This is a genomic window from Phycisphaerales bacterium (assembly GCA_040217175.1).
In the GTDB taxonomy this organism is placed as follows: domain Bacteria; phylum Planctomycetota; class Phycisphaerae; order Phycisphaerales; family UBA1924; genus JAHCJI01.
The window spans coordinates 286,050-306,528 of record JAVJNT010000001.1; the positions used below are offsets into that span (position 1 = coordinate 286,050).

A 20,479-nucleotide genomic window follows, 5' to 3' on the forward strand; every position below is an offset into this window, starting at 1 on the left:
TTCAACCGCTTGTCTTGTCGAGGACCTCGATGGCCTCGAACTTTTTGCCTTCGAGCATCTCCACGGAGGCTCCGCCACCGGTCGACACGTGGGTGATATCGGTCGATAGTCCCATGGAATCCAGCGCAGCGGCCGAGTCGCCGCCGCCCACGATGGTGACCGCCCCGGCCTTGGTGGCCCGAACGAGCGCCTCGGCGACGATCCGGGTGCCGCCGTCGGCTCCGGGCCACTCAAAGATGCCCATCGGGCCGTTCCAGAGCACGCTCTTGGCCCCGTCGATCGCCCGCGCGTATCGCTCGGCGGTCTTGGGTCCGATATCGACCGCCACCGCGTCGTCGGGGATGCGATCTTCGGCGCGGGTCGGGGCACCATGGTCGAACTTGTCGGCGACCATGTGGTCGGTGGGCAGCAGCAGTTCGACGCCCGCGGCGTCCGCCGCAGCCATCGCGCGCTCCGCCGTCGAGACGTGCTCCTCCTCGACCAGGCTCGTGCCCGTGGGCTCACCCTTGGCGCGCATGAACGTGTAGGCCATGGCGCCGCCGATGAGCATGGTGTCGCACTTGGGCAGCAGGTGCTCGATGGCGCCGATCTTGGACGACACCTTCGCGCCGCCCAGGATCACGACCATCGGCTTGCGCGGGTTGGCGACGGCCTCGCTTAAGAACTCGATCTCCTTCTCAACGAGCAAGCCCGCGACCCTTGGCTTGCCCTCCATCGCGCGCGGCACTGCAACCATCGACGCGTCGGCCCGGTGGCAGGTGCCGAAGGCGTCGTTGACGTAGAGGTCGCCGTACGCCGCGAGCTTGGCTGCAAAGTCGGCGTCGCCCGTCTTCTCGGCCTTGTGGAAGCGCAGGTTCTCGAGCAGGACGACGTCGCCGGGCTTCATCGCGTCGACGGCCGATGCTGCATCGGCGTCGACGCAGTCGTTCGAGGGGAAGCGGACTGGAAACTCCAGGAGCTTCGACAGGTGGTCGGCCACAGGCCGAAGCGAGAACTCGGGCTCGAAGCCGTCGCCCTTGGGCCGACCCATGTGGCTCATGAGCACGACGCTGCCGCCGCGATCGAGCACGCTCTTGATGGTGGGCACGGCCGAGCGGATGCGGCGGTCGTCAGCGATCGCCCCGCCATCCATCGGTACGTTGAAGTCCACGCGGACAAGGGCCCGCATGTTGTCGACGGGGGTCTGGGCGATGGTCCGCGTTGGCATGGAAGAAACTCTCGTCGGGTCAGGCGTCGGGGACGTCCGAATCGGGAGCTGCGGCGGCTTGGGCGTCGATCATCTCGCCCACGCGGGCGCGGATGCGAGCGGCGCCGTCGTGGCCGAGTTGGTCGCGGAGCCGGCGCATCCGGGCAGCGATGGAGCCGTCGATGAGCCGGTCGCCGTACCGCAGCTTGAGTCCACCGATCATGGCGGGGTCGCTGCGGTGGTGGGCGATGACGTCCTTGCCCAGGGCCGAGGCGAGCCGCTCTCGGATGGCGTCCAGGTCGGCCGAACTGATGGGCCCGGCGGTATGGACGTCGACCTCGAGCTGGCCGAAGGCATCTTGCGCCTTGTCGTGGAAGGCCTGGACCATGCCGGGCAGGTGCCCGAGGCGGTCCTTGTCATTGAGCACGAGCAGGAAGGTGAGCGTGCGGCTGGAGACCTTGCCCTCGAAGATCTTCTTGAGCGACTCGGCCCGCTCGTCGGTACCCAACACGCGCGAAGCGAGAAACTCATTGAAGGACGGGTTCGTGCGCGCCATGTCGAGGATGGCCTCGAGCTCGTCGAGGGTCTCCTTCAACGCGGCGTCTCTGCCCGCCTGCTGGCACACCTCGAAGAGGCTGGTCGCGTAGATATCCGACAGGGCGTCGGGCGGGCTTTCGAGCAGGGGCATGCCGTGATTCTCCCGGAAGGGACTCCGCTGACGGAGATCGTGGTTAGTTGTCCGAAGCCTGGCGGCTGGACTCGAACTCGCTGAGCGCTTGCTCGACGAGTCGCGCCTGGTCCTGCTCGCTCACCTCTCGCTCGAGGATCTTGGTGGCCATGAGCGTGGCGAGGCGGGCGGCCTCGGCATAGAGCTCGTTGACCGCCACCCGGCGGGCCGCGTCGATGTCCTTCTGCGCCTTCTCGCGCATGCGGGACAGCTCGGCATCGGCCTTCGAGCGCAGCTCGGCGGTGAATTCCGCCTGGCGAGCCTTGGTCTCGGCGAGGATGCGCTGGGCCTCGCCGCGGGCCTCGGTGAGCTGGCTCTCGTAGCGCTCCTTCATCGCATCGGCCTCGGCCAACGCGCGCTTGGAGGCTTCGAGACCCTCGAGGATCTTGCGATCCCGCTCTTCGAGGCCCTTGACGATGGGCGGCCAGGCGAACTTCCAGAGCAGGAAGAACACGATGCCGAAGACCAGGAAGGTCGACACCATCATCGGGACGCCCTGCTTGATGCCGGGGATGACTGTGCCCTTCTTGCCGGCCTCGTCCGCGGCCATCGCGATGGCCGGCAGCAAGAGGACGGCCGCCGACGCGAGCATGGCCGAGTGGTTTTGAATCAGCGAACGTCGCATCGCGACCTCCTCTGCGCGCACCGATGGTGCCGGTGCGAAGGCGAGCGCCAGGTTACTTGATGAGGACGACCAGCAGGCCCACGAGCGCGCCCACCAGGGTGGCACCCTCGATCAGGCCGGCCGCGATGATCATGTTCTGGCCGATGGCGCCGCCGGCCTCGGGCTGGCGGGCGATCGCCTCGACGGCGCCCTTGCCGACCAGGCCGATGCCGATGCCACCGCCGATGAGGGCGATGCCGGCGCCGATGGCGGCCAGGCCGTAGGCCATGGCGGTGGGGGCGGCGGCGGCGGCCGCGGCGCCGTCGGCGCCCTGCGGGGCGGCCATGGCCAGCGGGGCGAACACGAGCAGGGCCAGAAGGGCCAGGGCGTAGGTCTTGATCATCGTTTCTGCGATCCTTTCTGGAACGGTGCCGGCGTCGCCGGTGCTATCGGTTCGGATACTCGTGAAATGCGGGGACCGGCTTCAGACGGCCGGAACCGCGGTTGGAACGTCTTGGTCGTAATGCTCGTCCACGTGCTCGTGGTGGTCGCCGTGATGGTCGAGCAGGCCGATGAACACGGCCGTCAGGAACATGAAGATCAGCGCCTGCAGGAAGCTGACGAAGACCTCCAGCACGAAGATGAACACGGCCATCAGGATGACCGGAATCCACAGGATGACGGCCACGACCATGCCCGCGCCCGTACCGAGGGCGGCGGTGTCGCGGGCGATCATCTCGAAGAACACGAACATGACCGCGAGCAGGATGTGGCCGGCCGTCATGACGGCGAACAGACGAAGGGCCAGCGCGATCGGCTTGATCAGGGTGCCCATGACCTCGACCGGAACCATGATGGGCCACAGGAAGACCGGCGTGCCAGCGGTCAGGTGCTTGGCGTATTCGCCCACGCCCAGGCGCATCACGCCGGCGATGTTGATCACCAACCCGGCGATCAGCGCGAGCGATCCGGTGACCCAGATGCTCTGGGTCGCGGTGCCGCCGAACGGTGCGACGTGCGCGTCCTTCCACTTCGTCGCGTCGTCGCCGAAGACGCCGGCCTCGACGAGGTAGAAGTTGATGAACATGTTGACGTCGATGAGCGGAATCATCCCCAGCAGGTTGTTGATGAGGATGAAGAAGAAGACGCAGAGCAGATACGGCAGGAACTTGTCGCTGCGGTCGCCCAGCACGGGCTTGATCATCATGTCGCGCAGACCGACGATGAGGACCTCGACGAGCTGGGCGAACTTGCCCCGGGTGAGGTAGCGGGCCTCGCCCTGAGCGTCCGGTCCCGTCCGCACGCGCTTGGCGACGAAGAAGCCGATCAGCAGCATCAGTGCGCCGGAGATGACCAGGTTGGCCGTCGCCGACGACCACCACCACCAGCCGCCCTCGGTGACCTTGAAGGGGTGCGCCACGATGTGATCGACGGGGCTGGGCAGCGCGTTGGGGTCGGCCGCCGCGAGCAGGGGAGTCAGGGATTCCAGGCCAAAGGGCATCAACGCGAGCCTCCGCTGTTGCACGACTCAGGGTCGGCGTCGTTCGATCCGGGCGACACGGGGAGATGCTGGCGGAAGCTCCGCAGGGCCATCGCGCAATCGACGCCCACCGCGGTCAGCCCGCCCACCAGCAAGGCGAGCCACAAGCCGAGCCCCATCGTTGGCGCGGCGAGCGCCAAGGCAATGCCCGCCACGATCAAAACCAGCAATCTCGCAGTCGACAAGGCAAGCCAGGCCATGCCGGCGACGGCCGGGCGGTAGGGCCCGGTCATCGCGGCGCCGCCCCAGGCCAGCACCCACGAGCCGGCCAGCAGCATCGCGGCTACGACGCCGCCCATGACCGAGTCGCCCTCGGCCCGTGCCGCGAAGGCCAGCACCGCGCCGAACATGGCGCCCGCGGCCGACGCAACGGTACCGACGGCCACTGCGGCCGGGCCGTAGAGCGAGATCGACGCCGCTTCCGGGGCGTCGTTCTTGCCGGCTTCAGAGGCCTGATGTGGGGCAGTCGCTTGGGTCATGTTCGGGCAGGGTCGCGCGGTCTGGGTTTTGTCTTCCGTCGAAGGGGCGTAAGGGTAGCGGGCATGGTCCCCGTAGGCGAGCCCGCGAAGCCCCGACGACGCCTCGAATCTGGCGTATGCTCGGTCTCGCGGCGGGATGACGCACCGGCCCGATCGACTTCCGGCCCCCTGACTCGGCCGCATGGAGCGCAGCATGTCCGACGCGACCGCCGGCCCGACCTCGACGCCCATCGCGAAGCTGCGCGACAACATCGCCTCGGTGTTCATGGGCAACCCCAAGGCCATCGACCGCGTGCTGCGGACGATGCTGGCCGGCGGGCACCTCTTGATCGAGGACGTGCCGGGCGTGGGCAAGACGGTGCTGGCCGGGGCGATCTCGCGCAGCGTGCGGGGCAAGCTGGCCCGCGTGCAGATGACGCCCGACCTCTTGCCCAGCGACATCCTGGGCGTGAGCGTGTACGACCGCGACCGCGGCGAGTTTACGTTCAAGCCCGGGCCGATCTTCGCCAACTTCGTGCTGGCCGACGAGATCAACCGCACCACGCCGCGCACGCAGACGGCGCTGCTGGAGGCGATGAGCGAGGCGACGGTGTCGATCGACGGCACGAGCCACCCGCTGCCCCAGCCGTTCATGGTGATCGCCACGCAGAACCCTTATGACTTCGAGGGCACGTACCTGCTGCCCGAGAACCAGCTCGACCGGTTCCTGATGCGGACGCGGCTGGGCTATCCGGACCCGGGCACGGAAGTCCGCGTGCTCGAGAGCAGGCCGGCGAGCACGGCCCTGCCCCAGCTCGAGGCGGTCATGCCGCTGGAGACGCTGAGCGAGTTGCAGTCGAAGGTCAACGCCGTGCGCGTGGACGCGAAGATCCTCGAGTACGTGGTCGCGATCGCCGGGGCGACGCGGCGCTCGCCCGATCTTCGGCTCGGATTATCTCCCCGCGGCGCGCTGGCGCTCACACAGGTCGCTCGCGCCACGGCGCTCATCGACGACCGCGACTACGTCGTGCCCGAGGACGTGCTGGACAACATCATGCCCGTCGTCGCCCACCGCCTGATCGTCCGCGGCGGCCTCGAGCAGGGCGACGCCCGCGAGGCCGAGAGCATCCTGGAGGGGATCATCCAGGGGGTCGAAGCGCCGACGTGAGCATTTGGGATTGCATCGTGCGCGGTTTTCGGCGACAATGCTGGCATGCGAACAGCCATCTGCCTCGCCGCTCTGGTCGTCGGCCCTAGTCCTGCCCTCGCCCAGTCTCCTTGCCCGATCCAGCGCCTTGAGCCAGAGGCGGGGTACGGCAGCGCTTTCGGCGTTCGCATGGTGATCGACTCGGGCCGGCTGCTCATCAGAGACTCGGGCGCTCTCGGGCCGTGTCCGGGCGGCGGCACGACACCCGGCTGTGTCAACGGGGCCATCTATTCGTTCGCCCTAGAGGACGGTCGGTGGACCAGTCGCCAATTGATCTACCCGCTGGACGTCGGTGTATACCGGGGCTTTGGAAACTTCGCGGTCGAGGGCGACCTCATGATCGCGACGACCGCAACACGAAACGGCGACTCTCGGCAAGGGCTCGGTCACGTCTACCGGTTCGACCGTGCTCTCGGGCAGTGGATAGAGACTGATCGCTTCCAGGCCCCCGACGCACCCACGCATCCCACCGGCGGCTTCGGCAACGACGTTGCGCTGCGTGGTGACTCGGTGCTCATCTCGCGCGACGGGACCGTGTTCTTGTACCAGGAGGTCGGCGAGGGGTGGGAATTGATGCAGACGATCGAGCAGCGGAGCCTCTTCGATGGGTTCGGGTTGCCGATGGTCATCAGCGACGACTGGGCGTTCATCGGGGCCATGAACGGTCATGCCCCGTCCATCTACGTGTATCGTCGCGACGCGAGCGGCCAGCTCGTGTTCCACGAGCGAATGCAACCACCGGTACCCGGTGGCGCATTCGGCAGGTCCATGGCGCTCGACGGCTCGACCCTTGCCGTCTGGGGCGGAGGTACGCATGTGGCCGGCTCGGTCTTCGTGTATGACGTGACGCCGGATGGGCCGGTGTTCCACCAGGACGTGACGCTGGAGGGCGTGGTCGATGAGTCCATCGGCCTGGGGGTCGGCCTGTCGCTCAGCGGCGACACCATGGTCTGCGGCTCGTACACCGGGCGGAGCTGGAAGCCATTCGAGACCGTCGGCTACGTCTTCAGGCGCGGCAGCAACGGGATGTGGCGTCTTGCGACGATGGTCGACCCCGAGCCCGCGGCACCCTACGGGCTCTACCGCACCACCGGCCACGCGACGGCGACCGATGGGCGGACCGTTGTCATCAGCCACGCGGGCGAGTGGCCCCCCGCGTCGGAGCCAACTGGTGCCGCCTATAGCTTCGTCCTTGATTGCGAGATCTGCGAAGCCGACCTCGACCTCGACGGCGTCCTCACCATCTTCGACTTCCTCGCCTACCTCAACCTCTTCCAAGACGGAGACGCGCTCGCCGACTTCGACGGCGACGGTGAGTTGACGATCTTCGACTTCCTGGCGTTCCAGACGGCGTTCGACGCGGGCTGCTGACCCTAGCGGTTCAGCCGCTGGTTCATCGCGTCCAGACGCTGGCGGTGGATGTCGCGGTCGGGCTCGATGATGGTGAGGGCCTCGACGTGGTCGCGGGCCCTCGTGAACTCGCCGGCGCGCCAGGCGATGGTGGCAGCCAGCTCGCGGAGCGGCGCGTCGAAGGGCTCGATCTGCACCGCCCGGCTGGCCTTGGCGAGGGCCTTGTCGGTTTCGTCACGCTGCATGTAGAGGCGGGCGAGCTCGGCCGCGTACGCGCCCGTGTACTGCGCGCGGGCGTCGAGGTGCTCGAGGTAGCCAATTGTCGTGTCGTCGGCGGGGTCGATGCCGTCTTCGCGGGCGAGCAGGACCAGCATGCGCCGGGGCTCGTCGGCCACGGGCACGGCCTGGGCCCACCGCGTCAGGATGTCGTGCATCTCGGGCGTGGGTCGGCCGTTGTTGCCCTCGAGGCGGTTGCGCGCGAGTTCTTCGATGAGCTGCGGGTGGTCGGGGTAGGCCTCGAGCAGCGCCGTCATCGTCGGGGCCTCGTCGCCCGTGTCGTCCTGGTATTGCTGGGCGAGCTGGTCGAGCGTGGGGTATCGCTCGGGCGGCAGCAGGCCCCAGCCTCGGGCCTGCCGGGCGGCCCAGGCGAGGAACGCTGATTCGAGCTCGTCCTGGTCGATCTCGAGTACGCTCTCGAACGCCTCGCGCTGGGTCTGGCCCCGGGCGTAGGCGTCCATGAGGTCGAGCGGCGCCTGCGAGCCGTAGCGCTCGACGAGGTACTGGTAGAGCCAGGCCGACTGCGCATACGCGAGGCTGCGGTCGCCGGGTCGCTTGGGCCGGATGAAGCCCAGGCTCAGGTCATCGAGCGCGAACAACGCGTCCTTTTCGAGGGCCGCCGTCAGCATGCGGGCGCGGTTCTCGTCCCACGGCCCGTCCTCGAGGAACACGGCCTGCGCCTCGGTGAACCAGTGGGGCACGCGGTTCTTCGTGCGGCTGAGGCCGACCGTGTGCACGTACTCGTGCTGCAAGACGCGGGGCCAGTCATAGCCCTGCGTCGTGCTGCCCGGGTTGGGGCGCGGCGTCTCCATGGCGATCGCCGGCCCGGTGCTCGCGGCGATGGTGAAGATGTCTGGCATGCCCGTGATGCGCACGGCGAACCAGTCGTGGCTGGGCATGAGGTCGATGACGGTCTTGCGGTCGGGCTCGTGGTCGAGGCCGTTGTTGACGGCGCCCGTGATGCGGGCGTGGATGTGCTCCATGACGGGCGCCATCTCTTCGGCCAGCACGGCGTCGGGACCGCTGCGATAGCGGATGGTAAAGTGCTCGGTCTCGATGCGCTCGTAGTTGGCCAGCTCGGTCGCGAGCCGCAGCGTGTTCTTGGCGCGGACGTTGAAGGGGTCGAGGGTCGTCGCTCGCTCCAGGGCGGCGATGGCGGTCTGGTCCTCGGCGGCCTGCATGGCGAGCAGGCCCAGCTCGATCCAGGGCTCGGGCCAGGCGGGCTGGCGCGCGGTCGCTTCCTGCAGGTAGGCCATGGCGGGGGCGTACTGGCGCCAGTCGGCCAATTGGCGGCCGGCCTCGTAGTGGGGCATGGCGCTGCCGGGGGAGAGTTCCTCGAGGGCTGCCAGGAGCTCTTGCTCGGTCTCGGTGTCGCGATAGACGGCGGCGATGGCCAGGCGGAGCGCCAGCGCGTCGCGCATGGTGGAGTAGTCTGCGAGGAGCTCGTCGACGGCCTCGGCGGCCAGGCGCGGCTCCTTCTGACGGAGCAGCGAGCGCGCGCGGATGAGCGCTGCGTCGGGCGAGGTTGCGCCCGGGCGCACGGAGGCGGCGATGCGGTCGAGCTCGTTGGCCACGGCCTCGGCGGCGTCGAAGTTGAACGCGCGGACGTGGCTCTCGCCCAGAGCGCGCCAGGCCGCGGCGCTGGCTGGATTGAGCGAGAGCGTCTCGAGCAACGCCTCGCGCGCCTGGGGGCGGTTGTCGCGGGCGTCGAGCAGCTCCGCTTCGGCCAGGCGCGCGGGCCAGTAGAGGCGGTCGAGCTCGTCGCGCACGGTGGCCAGCAGGTTGGCCATCAGGCCATAGTCGTCGGCGCCCTGCTCGACGCCGACGGTGCGGGCGCGGATGATCAGGACGCGTACGCCTTCGGTGAGTTCTTCGGCACCCTCGGCCCGTTCGCGGGCGAGGCGGGTCATGGCGATGTCGGTGGTGCGGCGGACCGATTCGAGATCGCCGAGGAGCTCGGACGCCTGTGCGCGCACGCGGAGCGCGCGCATGGTTTGGTCGTCCTCGATCAGTTCGAGACCCGCCCGCACGTCGCCGCGGAGGATCATCGCCTCAGCCCGGTCGAGCGGGCTTGCGTCGTCGCTGTCGAGTGCCTGGTGGTTGAGGTCGCCGGCCAGCAACGCGGCGCGGGCCGCGATGGCGGGGTTGGCCAGGTCCTCGGCGGTCCACTGGCCGTGGAAGAGGCGTAGGTCGCGGCGCTCGTCGTCGGTCAGGTACGTGGCGTCGAGGGCTCGCTCGACGGCGGGCGACAGGCTGATGCCGTCGTCCTGCACCCGGTTCTGGGCGATGGCGAGCCCCGCGGCCGCCAGAAGGGCGACCAGCATGGTTCTCGGGCTCTTCCGGTGGGCTCGCATCATGGGATCAACGCCTCCCGACCCCATGTTCTTCGCCCATCCGGGCCGTGCGGCTTGCGGGAAAGCGGCTTCCTAGGGGCGTTCCCTGCCGGTTGTCGGGGTGCTGAGGCGGGTCTCGTTGACGGTCCAGCCTTCGGGCGGCTCGATGGTCAGCAGGTCCTCGCGGGGGGCGTCGTTGATCTTCAAGGGGTGCATGAGCTGGACGATCGAGACGTCGCGCGAGTTGGCGTCGACGGTCCGGCTCATGCGTGGCAGCAGGCGGCCCGAGTCGTCGGCCTTGTACCACAGGCGGATCTCGCTGAACTTCGTGTCAGCACTTGCGCGCCTGGGGACGAGCAGGAGCTGGACCGAGCCCTCGGCGAAACGCATGAGCCCCTCGGCGACGCGGATCTCGGGCAGGTCGAAGGGGTCGTCGGGGTCGAGGTCGTCGCTGGGCTCGAGGCTCTCGGTCGCGGGAACCAGCCGCACGTCGTAGCGGCGGAGGATGTCGTCCTTCTGCTGGCCGATGGGCAGCGGGGGGAAGGGGCCGTCGCCGAGCTCGAAGGGGTCGACGTCCTGGCCTTGCGCAACGATTTCGCGCTTGTTGATCTGCTGCTCGCTGTGGAGCATCTCGGTGAGGAAGCGGCCGTCGAAGGCGATGGTCTGCAGGGCGCGCTCGTCCTCGAAGTAGCGTTCGCCGACCAGGTAGGTGTCGAAGCTGACGGCGAAGCGGCGGTTGGTCGGGCCACCGTCCGATGGCTCTTGCGCAAAGGCGATCTGGCCCGTGCGGCGCTTCAGCGCGCCGCCCAGGTCGGTAATGGTCGTGTAGATGATGCCGCTGGTGAAGGTGCGCAGGCCCTCGTCGGCGTCCTCGAGCGCGGCCAGCACGTCCTCGGCCGCCTCGTACTCGGGCTGGGCCGTGGCGGCCTGGCTCCGCGGCACCGCGACGGAAGATCCAGCCTCTGACTGGTGGGCACAGGCGAGGGGCCCGCCCACGAGCATCGAGGCGGTCAGAACAACGCTCAGCACGTCCGTGCGCATGGTCTTACGTCCCTTCTTCCCCCACGCGGTCATCATTGGGATGCGCTCCTGGGTTCTTGCCTTCATCGGCATCGTTGGCCTCCGGGGCCCTCAGGCGATCGAGGAACCCCTGGAGGAGTGCGGCAGCCGCGATCGAGTCGCGCCGTCGTTTCTTCTGGAGGTGGGTCAGTCCCGAGCCGCCCATGGCCCAGTCGGCCTGCTTGCTGGTCAGGCGTTCGTCGGCGAGGTGTACGGTGCGGCCGAGCGTGGTCCCAAGCCTCTCGGCGAAGACTCTGGCTTTCTTGCTGCGGTCGCTCTCTCGGCCGTCGAGGTGCAGGGGCAGGCCCACGACCAGCTCGAGGCGAGGGCTCTTGCCGTACTCACGGGCGACTTCCTTCTCGATCGCGTTGATGAGCTTCTCGCCGCCCTCGTGTTCGATGGGGATCTCGAGGGTCTTCCACGGCGAGGCGACGTTGGTGTGGTCGTCGCCCACGGCCAGGCCGGTGCGGCGGTCGCCCAGGTCGATGGCGATGTAGCGCGTGATGGCGGGGCCGAAGCCCATTACATCAGCGTCTCGGGCAGCGTCGCGTGCAGGTCCTTCAGCGCTTCGGCCCGGGCGCTGGGCATGATCAGCGTGGCGCCCCTCGTGTGCACGACGACCATGTCCTCGCAGCCCAGCAGGGCGATGGTGTGGCCCGGCTCGTTGTTCACGACGAGGTTGCCGCTGCTCTGGTGTGCGATGGCGCTGGCGTCCTCGGCGATCGGGGCGACGCGGTTCTCGCTCGGGTCGGCCGAGAGCGTCGCGGCGTAGCTGGCCCACGAGCCGACGTCGAGCCACGAGACGTCCATGCGCAGCGTGGCGACGGAGATGGCGCCGCCGACGGCGTTCTTCGCGGCGTGCGTGGTCGCCGGCTCCATCACGGCGTAGTCGACGCTCTTCTTGGGAAGCTCGGGATACACGCGGTGCAGCACGGCGTCGCGGTCCTCGGTGTCCCAGGCGCGGGCGATCTCCATCAGGCCGTTGTGGGAGGCGGGCAGGAAGCTCTTCAGGCAATCGAGGAACGTCTGGGCCTTCCACACGAACATGCCGCTGTTCCAGCCGTAGACGCCTTCCTTGATGTACTGCTTGGCGGTCGCCTCGTCGGGCTTTTCGACGAACTTCTCGACGTGGTAGCCCAGGTCGCTGGTGCCCTCGATTGCGCCGGCACGCTTGACGTAGCCGTAGCCGGTGGCGGGATGGGTTGGTTCGATGGAGAACGTGACGAGCGTGCGGGGCTCGCGCTCGACCAGTTCGAAGCCCTGCCGGACGACCTCCTGGAACGTCGCGACCGGCTCGATGACGTGGTCGGCCGTCATGACGCAGAACGACGCCTGCGGGTCCTTGCTCGCGAGCACGGCGGCCGTCAGCCCCACGGCATTCACGGTGTCACGCCCGACGGGCTCGCCCAGGATCTGGTCCTTCGAGAGCGAGGACAGCACGGCCGCGACGTCGTCGCGGTAGCGTTCGAGCGTGCAGACGAGGAGGTTCTTCTCGGGCACCAGGCCGTCGAGCCGCCCGGCCGACACTTCGATCAGGCTCCGCGGCGTCGAGCGGCCGGGTTCGGCCAGGAAGCGCAGGAGCTGCTTCGGTTGCGCCTTGCGGCTCATGGGCCACAGGCGCGTGCCCGAGCCCCCGGCCATAACCATCGCGTAGCGGTGTGCGTCCATCGAGGCACCGTATGCCGCGCTGCCGGGAGCGTCTCAGAGCGAGAGTGCGAGCGATACGAGCTCGGACGCCTCGACGTCCTTTGCATTCCGCTTCTGCCGCGCGAGCGTGACCTTGCGCGACGCTTCGGCGGGCTGCTCGCCCAGCGCGATGAGGGCGCGCACGGCATCCTCGGCCTGCGGGTCGCTCGGCGCGGCCTTCACTTCGACGGACGATTCCATCTCTTCGATCGCGAGCTTGTCGCGGAAGGCCTGGCCGAGTTCCTCGACCAGCGTCTTGGCGAGCTTGGCGCCGATCTCGGGCAGGCGCTTCAGGCCGACCTCGTCGCCCCGCGCGATCATGGCGGCGACCTGCGTGGGGGGCTCGGCGAGCGCGCGCAGGGCCTTGCGGTGGCCGAGGCCCCTGATCTGCGTCATCGCCTCGTAGACCTCGCGGTCGGCGGCGGTCGCGAAGCCGAAGAGGCGGGGGAGGAAGGTGGCGCCCTGGTTGGGGCTCTCCAGGACGTGCACGGTAGAGAGTTGCACGGTGGCGCCAACCCTGCCGATCTGGCCATCGAGGTAGGGCGGCAGCAGCACGTCATACGACACACCAGAGGCGGTGGCGATCGTTGCCTTGCCCTTCTGGATGTCCGCGATGGTGCCATGGAGGTGCGCGATCATGGATGGGGTCCCCTCTGTGGCATCCGTGCCGGATCAGGATATCCGCGGCGAGGCGCGGATGATGCGGTTTTCGGACGCGACGGTGGCGTCCATGGCGTGCGTTGTTTCTGTCACGGCTTCCGTGATGGAAGCGTTGGTGGTCGTGAAGGAAACCATGGGAGCCATGAAGGGAAGCACAACAACCATGATGGGAACAACAGCCGTCATGTCGGGATGCGCAGGAGCCATGATGGGAACCACGGTCACGATGATGCAAAGCGCAGCTCCCATGCTGGACGCCACGGGGCCCATCACGAATATCACAGGTCCGAGCGCGCGCAACGCACGGGCTGCGCTGCGCGATCCTGGGGCCGCGATGGACTCCGCGAGCCCGTGAGGCGCACGCATGAGCTCCGATGCCTCGCCGATTCCTGCGTGCGACGAGCCTTCGGCGGCCTCCACCGGGTGTTGGGAGCCCTAGAAACCCGCCATGCAAGGCGGAGCCCCATCCCCGCAAGCCAGCCTCACGCGCCAGGTCCTGGTGGTGGTTCTCGTCCTGGGCATGGTCCTTGCCCTGGTTGCCGGGGCCTTCGCGCCGGCCCTGCCGGGCAGCGCCGTCGTCACGCGGGTGGGGACGCTGGTCGTCGGTGCCCTCTGCGCCCTCGGGCTCATCGTCCTCTTGCGTCCGCGCGGCTCTGCCGACATGCCTGGGGCCAGACCCCACTGCCCCCAGTGCGGACAGGACCTGACCGAAGTCCGAGCCGGGGTCAGCGGACGCACGACCTGCCCTGCGTGCGAGATGACCTGGGCCCTGCCGCGCGACCGCGCGGTATGGGAGAAGGACGCGTCGGCCCCGGCGATCGAGGGTTCGGGCGCGGCGGTGCCCGGTCCGGGCCCTGTCGCCGGACGCGTCGGCGGGGCGCGGTCGAGCCGCAGGGCCCGGCGTCGCGTCGCGGCCCGGTGGACGGTGATCTTCTTTGTCTACTTCTTCGTGGCCGCCCTCGTGGTCCCATTTGGCTGGTACTTCGTGCCCTCGATGAGCGTGCAGCACGCCATCAACGCCGCCCTGGTGATCGGCTTCCTTCTTCCGGGCATCATCGTGGTCGCGGGCGTCTTTGCCTGGCTCCGCGCGGGTCGCGCCTCGATCGCCCAGCCCTGCCCATCGTGCGGCTACGACCTGACCGGCCTGGACCGCACCAGACCCGGGGGCGCAGCGTGTCCCGGGTGCGGGGCGGGGGTGTGACCTATGGGCCGGTCGACGGATGGCTACGCCATCGGGATGTCAACCCTCAGGTCCGAAGCGCACTTCTTCGCATCCGCGTAGCCCGCATCCGCATGCCGGAAGACGCCCATCATGGGGTCGTTGGTTAGCACGCGCTCCAGGCGTCGCGCCGCCTGAGGCGTTCCGTCCGCCACGATGACCTGGCCGGCGTGCTGGGAGAATCCGATGCCCACGCCGCCGCCGTGGTGGAAGCTGGTCCAGCTTGCGCCGCTCGCGATGTTCACGGCGAAGTTCAGCAGCGACCAGTCGCTCACGGCATCGGTGCCGTCCTTCATGGCCTCGGTCTCGCGGTTGGGGCTGGTCACGCTGCCGCAGTCCAGATGATCGCGGCCGATGACGATGGGTGCGCTCACCTTGCCCGACTTGACGAGGTCGTTGAAGATCAGGCCGGCCTTGTCGCGCTCGCCCAGGCCCAGCCAGCAGATGCGGGCGGGCAGGCCCTGCCAGCCGAAGCGCGGGGCGCAGTTTTCGAAGTCGCCGGCTTGCAGCGCGTCGGGGTTGGCGTGGCAGCCGAGGATCCAGTCGTGCAGGCGGGCGTTGTAGTCGTTGGCGTCGCGCGGGAAGGCGTCGAGGATGGCCTTGTCGGTGACGTAGATGTCCTCCGGATCTCCCGAGAGGGCGACCCACCGGAAGGGCCCGCGGCCCAGGCAGAACTGGGGGCGGATGAAGGCGGGGACGAAGCCGGGAAAGTCGAAGGCGTTCTCGACGCCCGTGTCCTTGGCGCGCTGGCGGATGTTGTTGCCGTAGTCGAAGGTGATGGCGCCGCGCTGCTGGAGCTCGAGCATGGCGCGCACGTGGCGGGCCATGCTGGAAAGGGAGAGCTTCTGGTAGGCGTCGGGGTCGTCCTGGCGCGCCTGCCTGGCCTGCTCGAACGCGTACTCGATGGGCGTGTAGCCCTCGAGCGGGTCGTGGGCGCTCGTCTGGTCGGTGAGTGCGTCGACCGTTTCGTTGCGCTCGATCAGGCGCTCGAGCAGCTCGATGGCATTGCACTCGACGCCGATGCTCCTGGCGTCGCCGAGCTTCTTACACTCGAGGGCCCGATCGATCGCGGCGTCGATGCCATCCACGATTTCGTCGAGGTACTTGTCGTGCTGGCGTTTCTTCAGGCGGGAGAGGTCGACGTCGGCGATGAGGCACACGCCGCCGCACAGCGTGACGGCCAGCGGCTGGGCGCCGCCCATGCCGCCGCAGCCAGCGGTGACGCAGAGCCTGCCCTTCAGGGTTCCGCCGAAGTGGTCGCGGGCGCACTGGGCGAAGGTCTCGTACGTCCCCTGCAGGATGCCCTGCGTGCCGATGTAGATCCAGCTTCCCGCGGTCATCTGACCGAACATCATGAGCCCGGCCTTCTCGAGTTCGTCAAAGTGCTCCTGGGTTGCCCAGTGGGGCACGAGGTTGCTGTTGGCGATGAGCACGCGGGGGGCGTCTTCGTGCGTGCGGACGACGCCGACGGGCTTGCCGCTCTGCACGAGCAGGGTCTCGTCTGTCTCAAGCCGCTTGAGCGTGGCGATGATGGCCTCGTAGCTGGGCCAATTGCGGGCCGCCCGGCCGCGGCCGCCGTAGACCACCAGGTCCTCGGGCCGCTCGGCGACCTCTGGGTCGAGGTTGTTCATGAGCATGCGCATGGCGGCCTCGGCCTGCCAGGTCTTGCAGGTCTTGGTCGAGCCACGCGGGGCGCGGATGGCGGTGGGCGTCGTCGTGGTCGTCATAGCGGATTATTCGCCCGCGAACTCGAAGATGTCGGCGAACGCGCCGCCCCGGATGAGTGCCGAGACCGCCTCGATGGCCGGGGCCGGGCTGCGGTCGGCCGAGAAGGAGGGCACGACGGATCGGATTCGTTTCAGCGCCTCTTCCACCGCTGGGCCGGACTTGAGCGGGCGGTGGAACTCGATGCCTTCGGCGGCGCAGATCATCTCGATGGCAACGACGCTCTCGGCGAGTTCGAGCGCTCGAGCGGCCTTGGCAGCGCTGCGAGGCCCGAAGCTGTTGTAGTCCTCGATGCCGGCGCTGGTGGGCAGGTTGATCACGCTGGCGGGGCTGGCGAGGCCCGCGATCTCGTTGACCAGCGCGGCCGCGGTGTATTGGGCGATCATGAGCCCGCTGTGCAGGCCCGGGCCGTGCGAGAGGTAGGGCAGCAGGTGGGTCTCGGGGTCGCTGGCGGCCAGGATGGCAAAGACGCGGCGCTCGCTGATGCCCGCGACGTGGGCGATGGCGATCGCCAGCGTGTCGAGCGGGATGGCGATGGGCATGCCGTGGAAGTTGCCGGCGCTCACGACGTCGAGCGTGTCATCGTTGTCGAAGAGCAGCGGGTTGTCGGTGACGGCGCCCAGCTCACGCAGGGTTGCCTCATGAACGTAGTTGGCCGCGTCGTTCGCGGCTCCGAGTACATAGGGAGCGCAACGGAACGAGTACGGATCCTGCACTCGTGGATCATCGGTGCGGTGGCTTGGCAGGATCTCGCTGCCTGCAAGAAGTCTCTGCAGGTTCGCAGCGACCGTGCCCGTCTTGGTGTTGTTGCGAGCCATGTGGACCCGTGGCTGGAGATAGGAATCGGTCGCGCGGAAGGCATCGATCGACATGGCGTTGGCAACGAGCGCCGCATTCGTCAGGCGGCTGTAGTCTTCGAGCAGGAGCGCCGCCCGCGCCGCCATCAGGTGCGTGCCGTTGATGAGCGCGAGCCCTTCCTTCGCCTCGAGCGTCAGCGGCTCGATGCCGGCGTCCCGCGGCGTGCGGCCGTCCATCGTCGGCGCCTCGCCCATCATCGAGAGCACGGCGTGCGCGAGAGGTGCAAGATCTCCCGACGCGCCGACCGAACCGAGCGAGGGGACAACAGGCGTGAGCCCTGCATTGAGCCAGGCGAGGATCGTCTCGACCACGACGGGCCGAACGCCCGAGTACCCACGCGAGAGCGACGCGGCGAGCAGGAGCATCATGCCGCGGACGACGTCCTGGCCGAGTGGCTCTCCCACGCCGGCGGCATGGCTGCGGATGAGGTTGGCTTGGAGCTCGCGGAGCTTCTCGGAGTTGATTCGGGTGCGGGCGAGCGAGCCGAAGCCGGTATTGATGCCGTAGTAGGCGTTGCCGTCGGTGGTGAGGGCTTCGAGCTTCGCACGGGTGGCACCGAGCCGCTCCATGACGGCCGGCGACACGGCGACGGGCCTGCCCCGCCGTGCGACTGCCACGAAGTCGTCGATCGAGAGTGCGGATGCGTCGAGCAAAAGGGGGGATTCGTTTGGCATCGGGGCGATTCTTGGCGTGTCGTCTGGGCCGGCATGGCGAGGTGATGCCGATTCCGCCATCGGTGGACTCCCGAGCAAGTAAAGTGTATACTAACTATCGATGGCGGACATGCCACACGACGACGCAAGGCGAGAGCTGTCAGAGGTTCGCGCGCAGCTGCGGGCCCTGCAGCACCGGCTCGACGCGATCGAGACCCGGCTGGCGTCCGAGGAGCTCACGACGGAGGAGCCTGCGGCCGCCGAGCCGCCGGTCGACGAACCCGCGGCCGAGGAGCCTCGGGCGAAGAGCCTGTTCGAGGAACTCCGCGAGAAGAAGATGGCCGCGGCGAGTGCGCGAGATGATGCGCCGCCGGTGGCTCCCGCGCCGCCGCTGCCGGTCGACGAACACGAGGACGGTGATCCGGAAGAGCAGGCACGGCGCGCGTGGAACCTGTCGGAGCTCGAGTGGCTGGTGGGGGCCAAGGGCATCGTGCTGGCCGGCGTGCTGGTGCTGGTCATCGCCGCGGGATTCTTCCTGAAAGAAGCCTGGGATCGTGGCTGGGTCGATCAGGTGCCCGGCTGGGTCCGGTGCGCGCTCGGTGCCGCGTTCGGCATCGGCCTCGTCGCCGTCGGCGAGGTGTTCCGTCGGCGGATCAACGACCTCGCCTCGAGCGGCGTGAGTGCGGCGGGCCTGGCGGTCGTCTTCGGCTCGATCCTCGCGGCTGCGCGGATCTACGAGCTCATGCCGATCCCGGTGGCGTTCGTACTGCTTGCGCTCACGTCGCTCTCGGGCGTGCTGCTTGGGGCGCTCTCGAACCGCGTGCTGCTGTCGGGGCTGTCGCTCATCGGCGCATTCGTCGTGCCGCTGGTCGTGCGGACTGACTCGCCGTCGTACGTCGCGCTGCCGGCGTACCTGCTGGCGCTACTGGCGATGGGGCTCGTGCTGGCGGGCTGGAAGGGCCACGGTTTCGCCATCATCCGCCGGCTCGCGTGGTGGGGCACGGCCGTCATGGGCACGCTCTGGGGCCTTAGCGTGCTGGAGGACCGGCTGGCGCCCGTGGTCGTGTTCGCGTCGCTCGTGTGGGCGATGACGATCGCCGAGCTCTATGCGTCGGCGCGCTTCTTCGCCCGACTGCGTCCGAGCGTCGATTGGCCCGACGAATCGAGCGCCGGTTTCGTGCGCACGGAGCCGGGCGAGGCGATCCGGTTCGATCTGCTGGCTCTCTGGACGCCCGAGGCGCGGTGGATCAACTCGGTCTTTGGCGTGACGGTGTGGGCGGTGGTGCTCATGGCGGTCGCGGTCCACGAGCACGCGGCGGGGCTTGTGTGGGTCGTGCCCGGGGCGTTGATGCTCGCGTCGATTGCCGTCGCGCTGGCCAGTGCGCCGGGCCGGTCGTTGTGGACGAACCACCCGTCGGCACGGTCTGCCCTCGCGACGGCGCTGGTCATCGACGCGGCTGCGTTGCTGGCGATCACGATCGCGACGGGGCTCGGCGGCGCGGCGGAGGTCATTACCTGGGCCCTGGTGGGCCTGGCCGCGGTCGCGTTCGGCGTGCGCGTGCGATTCGCCGCGGCGAGCGTGCTGGGCCTGCTCTTCATGGGGTTCGGGCTGGCGCGGGTCGTGACGTTCGACCTTGGGCTTGCAATCGTCGACCTGCAAGACGAGGCGCTCGCGTCGACAGCATTGCTGGGCCTACGAGTCACGTCGTGGTCGGCCCAGGTGTTCGTCGTGTCGGCCGCCATCGCTGTTGCGGCGTTCCTGTTGCGTCGGTCGCGCTACCGGCAGGCCACGGCGATCACCGCGCTGGCGGCCGCGGCGTTTGCGCTCATCGGGCCCGGCAGTGAGGCGCTCTCGCTCGGCGCGGCGTGGGCCATCGTGGGCGTGCTCGCCGCCCATGGAGCGGTTGCCGTGCGGCGGCTCGATCTGCGAAACGCGGCCGCGGCGATCCTCGTGCTCGGCACGGGCGTTTCGTCGTTTGCAGCAACGGCGGCGCTCAAGAGCGCCCGGCTGCTGCCGGCCGACGTGGTGGTCTCGTGGACCGATGCGTCGTGGTCGCTGCTGTTCGTCGGGCTCGCGTGGATCGCGGCGAGCGGCGTCCGCCGGGTGCCCCCGGTCGTTCGCATGGTCTCGGTCGGCGTGGCGCTGGCGGCTTTCGCCGAGATGCTCCTGGGAGACGGAACACCGTTTGGCAACCTGGTCGTCGGCTGGTCGCTTCTGGTCGCGGGCGTTTCGGCACTGGCGGTCGTCGATTTGCGGGTGTTGCGGTCCTGGTTGCTTGCAAAGCTCTCGTGCGGCGCGGCGCTGCTGATGGCGGCGATCTGGGTGGGGCACCGCGTGGCGACGGACTGGGGCGACATCGACGCGGTCCCGCTGCTGCACCGTGCGATCGCGTCCGGCTTTATCGTCATGGCGTCGCTGCTGGCCGTCGGCTGGAGGCTGGGACGCTCGAGAGATGTTGACGGCGTGCCATGGGACCAAGCTGCGGTGCGTCGCGCGCTTCGGAGGTCGGCATTCGTCGGTGTGGGCGTGCTGGGCTTCGTGCTCAGTTCGTCGGAGGTCTACCGCTCCGTCGACTGGATGGGCGTTGCGGGTGAGGCGGCGCCGAATGCGGCGCTCTCGGTCTGGTGGGCGCTGTACGCCGTGGCGACGATCGCGCTGGGCGTGCGGCTGGCCGGGGGCATCGCGGCCGTGCGGTGGGCGGGCCTCGCGCTGCTTGGCGTCACGGCGATCAAGGCCGTGCTGCTCGACATGGCAGCCCTCGACGGCCTGACACGGATCATCGGCTCGGCGGTGGTGGGGCTGATCCTGCTCGGGGCGGGCGTGGGATACGCGGCCATGATGGGGCGTGTGAAGACGCCGAGGACGGTTGGCTCGCAGCAGGGAGGAACAACTCCGGACGACGACACGTTCAACCGGCCGAACTCCCGGAGATGAACG

18 protein-coding genes are annotated in these 20,479 nt (G+C 68.9%); 5 read left to right on the forward strand and 13 right to left on the reverse strand.

The features are described from left to right. Position 1: 1 nt before the first annotated feature. The 6 genes from RIA68_01225 to RIA68_01250 form a co-directional block, all read right to left on the reverse strand. On the reverse strand, positions 2-1,207 hold the full coding sequence (locus tag RIA68_01225) for a phosphoglycerate kinase (protein MEQ8316052.1): 1,206 nt from the start codon (positions 1,205-1,207) through the stop codon (positions 2-4). Between the two features lie 19 nt (positions 1,208-1,226). Further along, positions 1,227-1,874 (reverse strand): ATP synthase F1 subunit delta, encoded by a 648-nt coding sequence (gene atpH / locus RIA68_01230; GenBank protein ID MEQ8316053.1) that lies wholly within the window; start codon positions 1,872-1,874, stop codon positions 1,227-1,229. Between the two features lie 43 nt (positions 1,875-1,917). Continuing rightward, positions 1,918-2,538, reverse strand: a complete 621-nt coding sequence (atpF, locus tag RIA68_01235) for a F0F1 ATP synthase subunit B (GenBank protein MEQ8316054.1) — start codon at positions 2,536-2,538, stop codon at positions 1,918-1,920. A 52-nt stretch (positions 2,539-2,590) separates the two neighbouring features. Next, positions 2,591-2,920 (reverse strand): hypothetical protein, encoded by a 330-nt coding sequence (locus tag RIA68_01240; protein MEQ8316055.1) that lies wholly within the window; start codon positions 2,918-2,920, stop codon positions 2,591-2,593. An 81-nt stretch (positions 2,921-3,001) separates the two neighbouring features. Beyond that, on the reverse strand, positions 3,002-4,042 hold the full coding sequence (atpB, locus tag RIA68_01245; GenBank protein MEQ8316056.1) for a F0F1 ATP synthase subunit A: 1,041 nt from the start codon (positions 4,040-4,042) through the stop codon (positions 3,002-3,004). Beyond that, entirely contained in the window at positions 4,018-4,536 is a 519-nt protein-coding gene (locus RIA68_01250; GenBank protein MEQ8316057.1) for a hypothetical protein, read from the reverse strand. The genes atpB and RIA68_01250 overlap by 25 nt, the downstream gene beginning before the upstream one ends. A gap of 193 nt (positions 4,537-4,729) precedes the next feature. Between RIA68_01250 and RIA68_01255 the strand changes: the two genes are divergently transcribed. After that, positions 4,730-5,683, forward strand: a complete 954-nt coding sequence (locus RIA68_01255) for a MoxR family ATPase (protein ID MEQ8316058.1) — start codon at positions 4,730-4,732, stop codon at positions 5,681-5,683. Between the two features lie 45 nt (positions 5,684-5,728). Further along, positions 5,729-7,093, forward strand: a complete 1,365-nt coding sequence (locus RIA68_01260; protein ID MEQ8316059.1) for a GC-type dockerin domain-anchored protein — start codon at positions 5,729-5,731, stop codon at positions 7,091-7,093. Between the two features lie 2 nt (positions 7,094-7,095). Here the strand turns inward: RIA68_01260 and RIA68_01265 are convergent, their stop codons facing one another. The 5 genes from RIA68_01265 to ruvA all read right to left on the reverse strand — a co-directional run bounded on the left by RIA68_01265 (position 7,096) and on the right by ruvA (position 13,065). After that, positions 7,096-9,672 (reverse strand): peptidase MA family metallohydrolase, encoded by a 2,577-nt coding sequence (locus RIA68_01265; GenBank protein MEQ8316060.1) that lies wholly within the window; start codon positions 9,670-9,672, stop codon positions 7,096-7,098. A 102-nt stretch (positions 9,673-9,774) separates the two neighbouring features. After that, positions 9,775-10,758: a hypothetical protein gene (locus RIA68_01270; GenBank protein MEQ8316061.1), complete on the reverse strand. Its 984-nt coding sequence runs from the start codon at positions 10,756-10,758 to the stop codon at positions 9,775-9,777. Then, positions 10,727-11,263, reverse strand: a complete 537-nt coding sequence (ruvX, locus tag RIA68_01275; protein MEQ8316062.1) for a Holliday junction resolvase RuvX — start codon at positions 11,261-11,263, stop codon at positions 10,727-10,729. The genes RIA68_01270 and ruvX overlap by 32 nt, the downstream gene beginning before the upstream one ends. Continuing rightward, entirely contained in the window at positions 11,263-12,408 is a 1,146-nt protein-coding gene (locus RIA68_01280; protein ID MEQ8316063.1) for a mannose-1-phosphate guanylyltransferase, read from the reverse strand. Before RIA68_01280 ends, ruvX begins: the two co-directional genes overlap by 1 nt. Before the next feature lie 33 nt (positions 12,409-12,441). Then, positions 12,442-13,065, reverse strand: a complete 624-nt coding sequence (gene ruvA / locus RIA68_01285) for a Holliday junction branch migration protein RuvA (protein ID MEQ8316064.1) — start codon at positions 13,063-13,065, stop codon at positions 12,442-12,444. Between ruvA and RIA68_01290 the strand changes: the two genes are divergently transcribed. Continuing rightward, complete coding sequence (locus RIA68_01290) at positions 13,064-13,441, forward strand: hypothetical protein (GenBank protein ID MEQ8316065.1); 378 nt, start codon at positions 13,064-13,066, stop codon at positions 13,439-13,441. The genes ruvA and RIA68_01290 overlap by 2 nt on opposite strands. A 93-nt stretch (positions 13,442-13,534) precedes the next feature. Further along, on the forward strand, positions 13,535-14,287 hold the full coding sequence (locus RIA68_01295; GenBank protein MEQ8316066.1) for a hypothetical protein: 753 nt from the start codon (positions 13,535-13,537) through the stop codon (positions 14,285-14,287). A gap of 23 nt (positions 14,288-14,310) precedes the next feature. On the opposite strand, the gene hutU is transcribed toward RIA68_01295, so the two are convergent. Then, positions 14,311-16,032 (reverse strand): urocanate hydratase, encoded by a 1,722-nt coding sequence (hutU, locus tag RIA68_01300; protein MEQ8316067.1) that lies wholly within the window; start codon positions 16,030-16,032, stop codon positions 14,311-14,313. Between the two features lie 6 nt (positions 16,033-16,038). Further along, positions 16,039-17,562, reverse strand: a complete 1,524-nt coding sequence (locus RIA68_01305; GenBank protein ID MEQ8316068.1) for a histidine ammonia-lyase — start codon at positions 17,560-17,562, stop codon at positions 16,039-16,041. A gap of 100 nt (positions 17,563-17,662) precedes the next feature. Between RIA68_01305 and RIA68_01310 the strand changes: the two genes are divergently transcribed. Next, complete coding sequence (locus RIA68_01310; GenBank protein ID MEQ8316069.1) at positions 17,663-20,476, forward strand: DUF2339 domain-containing protein; 2,814 nt, start codon at positions 17,663-17,665, stop codon at positions 20,474-20,476. Positions 20,477-20,479 lie beyond the last annotated feature (3 nt).

Bases quoted from the DNA above. Each gene is read 5' to 3' on its own strand.
- RIA68_01225 (MEQ8316052.1), bottom strand. From the start codon at position 1,207: ATGCCAACGCGGACCATCGCCCAGACCCCCGTCGACAACATGCGGGCC.
- atpH (MEQ8316053.1), bottom strand. From the start codon at position 1,874: ATGCCCCTGCTCGAAAGCCCGCCCGACGCCCTGTCGGATATCTACGCG.
- atpF (MEQ8316054.1), bottom strand. From the start codon at position 2,538: ATGCGACGTTCGCTGATTCAAAACCACTCGGCCATGCTCGCGTCGGCG.
- RIA68_01240 (MEQ8316055.1), bottom strand. From the start codon at position 2,920: ATGATCAAGACCTACGCCCTGGCCCTTCTGGCCCTGCTCGTGTTCGCC.
- RIA68_01250 (MEQ8316057.1), bottom strand. From the start codon at position 4,536: ATGACCCAAGCGACTGCCCCACATCAGGCCTCTGAAGCCGGCAAGAAC.
- RIA68_01255 (MEQ8316058.1), top strand. From the start codon at position 4,730: ATGTCCGACGCGACCGCCGGCCCGACCTCGACGCCCATCGCGAAGCTG.
- RIA68_01260 (MEQ8316059.1), top strand. From the start codon at position 5,729: ATGCGAACAGCCATCTGCCTCGCCGCTCTGGTCGTCGGCCCTAGTCCT.
- RIA68_01265 (MEQ8316060.1), bottom strand. From the start codon at position 9,672: ATGCTGGTCGCCCTTCTGGCGGCCGCGGGGCTCGCCATCGCCCAGAAC.
- RIA68_01270 (MEQ8316061.1), bottom strand. From the start codon at position 10,758: ATGATGACCGCGTGGGGGAAGAAGGGACGTAAGACCATGCGCACGGAC.
- ruvX (MEQ8316062.1), bottom strand. From the start codon at position 11,263: ATGGGCTTCGGCCCCGCCATCACGCGCTACATCGCCATCGACCTGGGC.
- RIA68_01280 (MEQ8316063.1), bottom strand. From the start codon at position 12,408: ATGGACGCACACCGCTACGCGATGGTTATGGCCGGGGGCTCGGGCACG.
- RIA68_01290 (MEQ8316065.1), top strand. From the start codon at position 13,064: ATGGATGGGGTCCCCTCTGTGGCATCCGTGCCGGATCAGGATATCCGC.
- ruvA (MEQ8316064.1), bottom strand. From the start codon at position 13,065: ATGATCGCGCACCTCCATGGCACCATCGCGGACATCCAGAAGGGCAAG.
- RIA68_01295 (MEQ8316066.1), top strand. From the start codon at position 13,535: ATGCAAGGCGGAGCCCCATCCCCGCAAGCCAGCCTCACGCGCCAGGTC.
- hutU (MEQ8316067.1), bottom strand. From the start codon at position 16,032: ATGACGACCACGACGACGCCCACCGCCATCCGCGCCCCGCGTGGCTCG.
- RIA68_01305 (MEQ8316068.1), bottom strand. From the start codon at position 17,562: ATGCCAAACGAATCCCCCCTTTTGCTCGACGCATCCGCACTCTCGATC.
- RIA68_01310 (MEQ8316069.1), top strand. From the start codon at position 17,663: ATGGCGGACATGCCACACGACGACGCAAGGCGAGAGCTGTCAGAGGTT.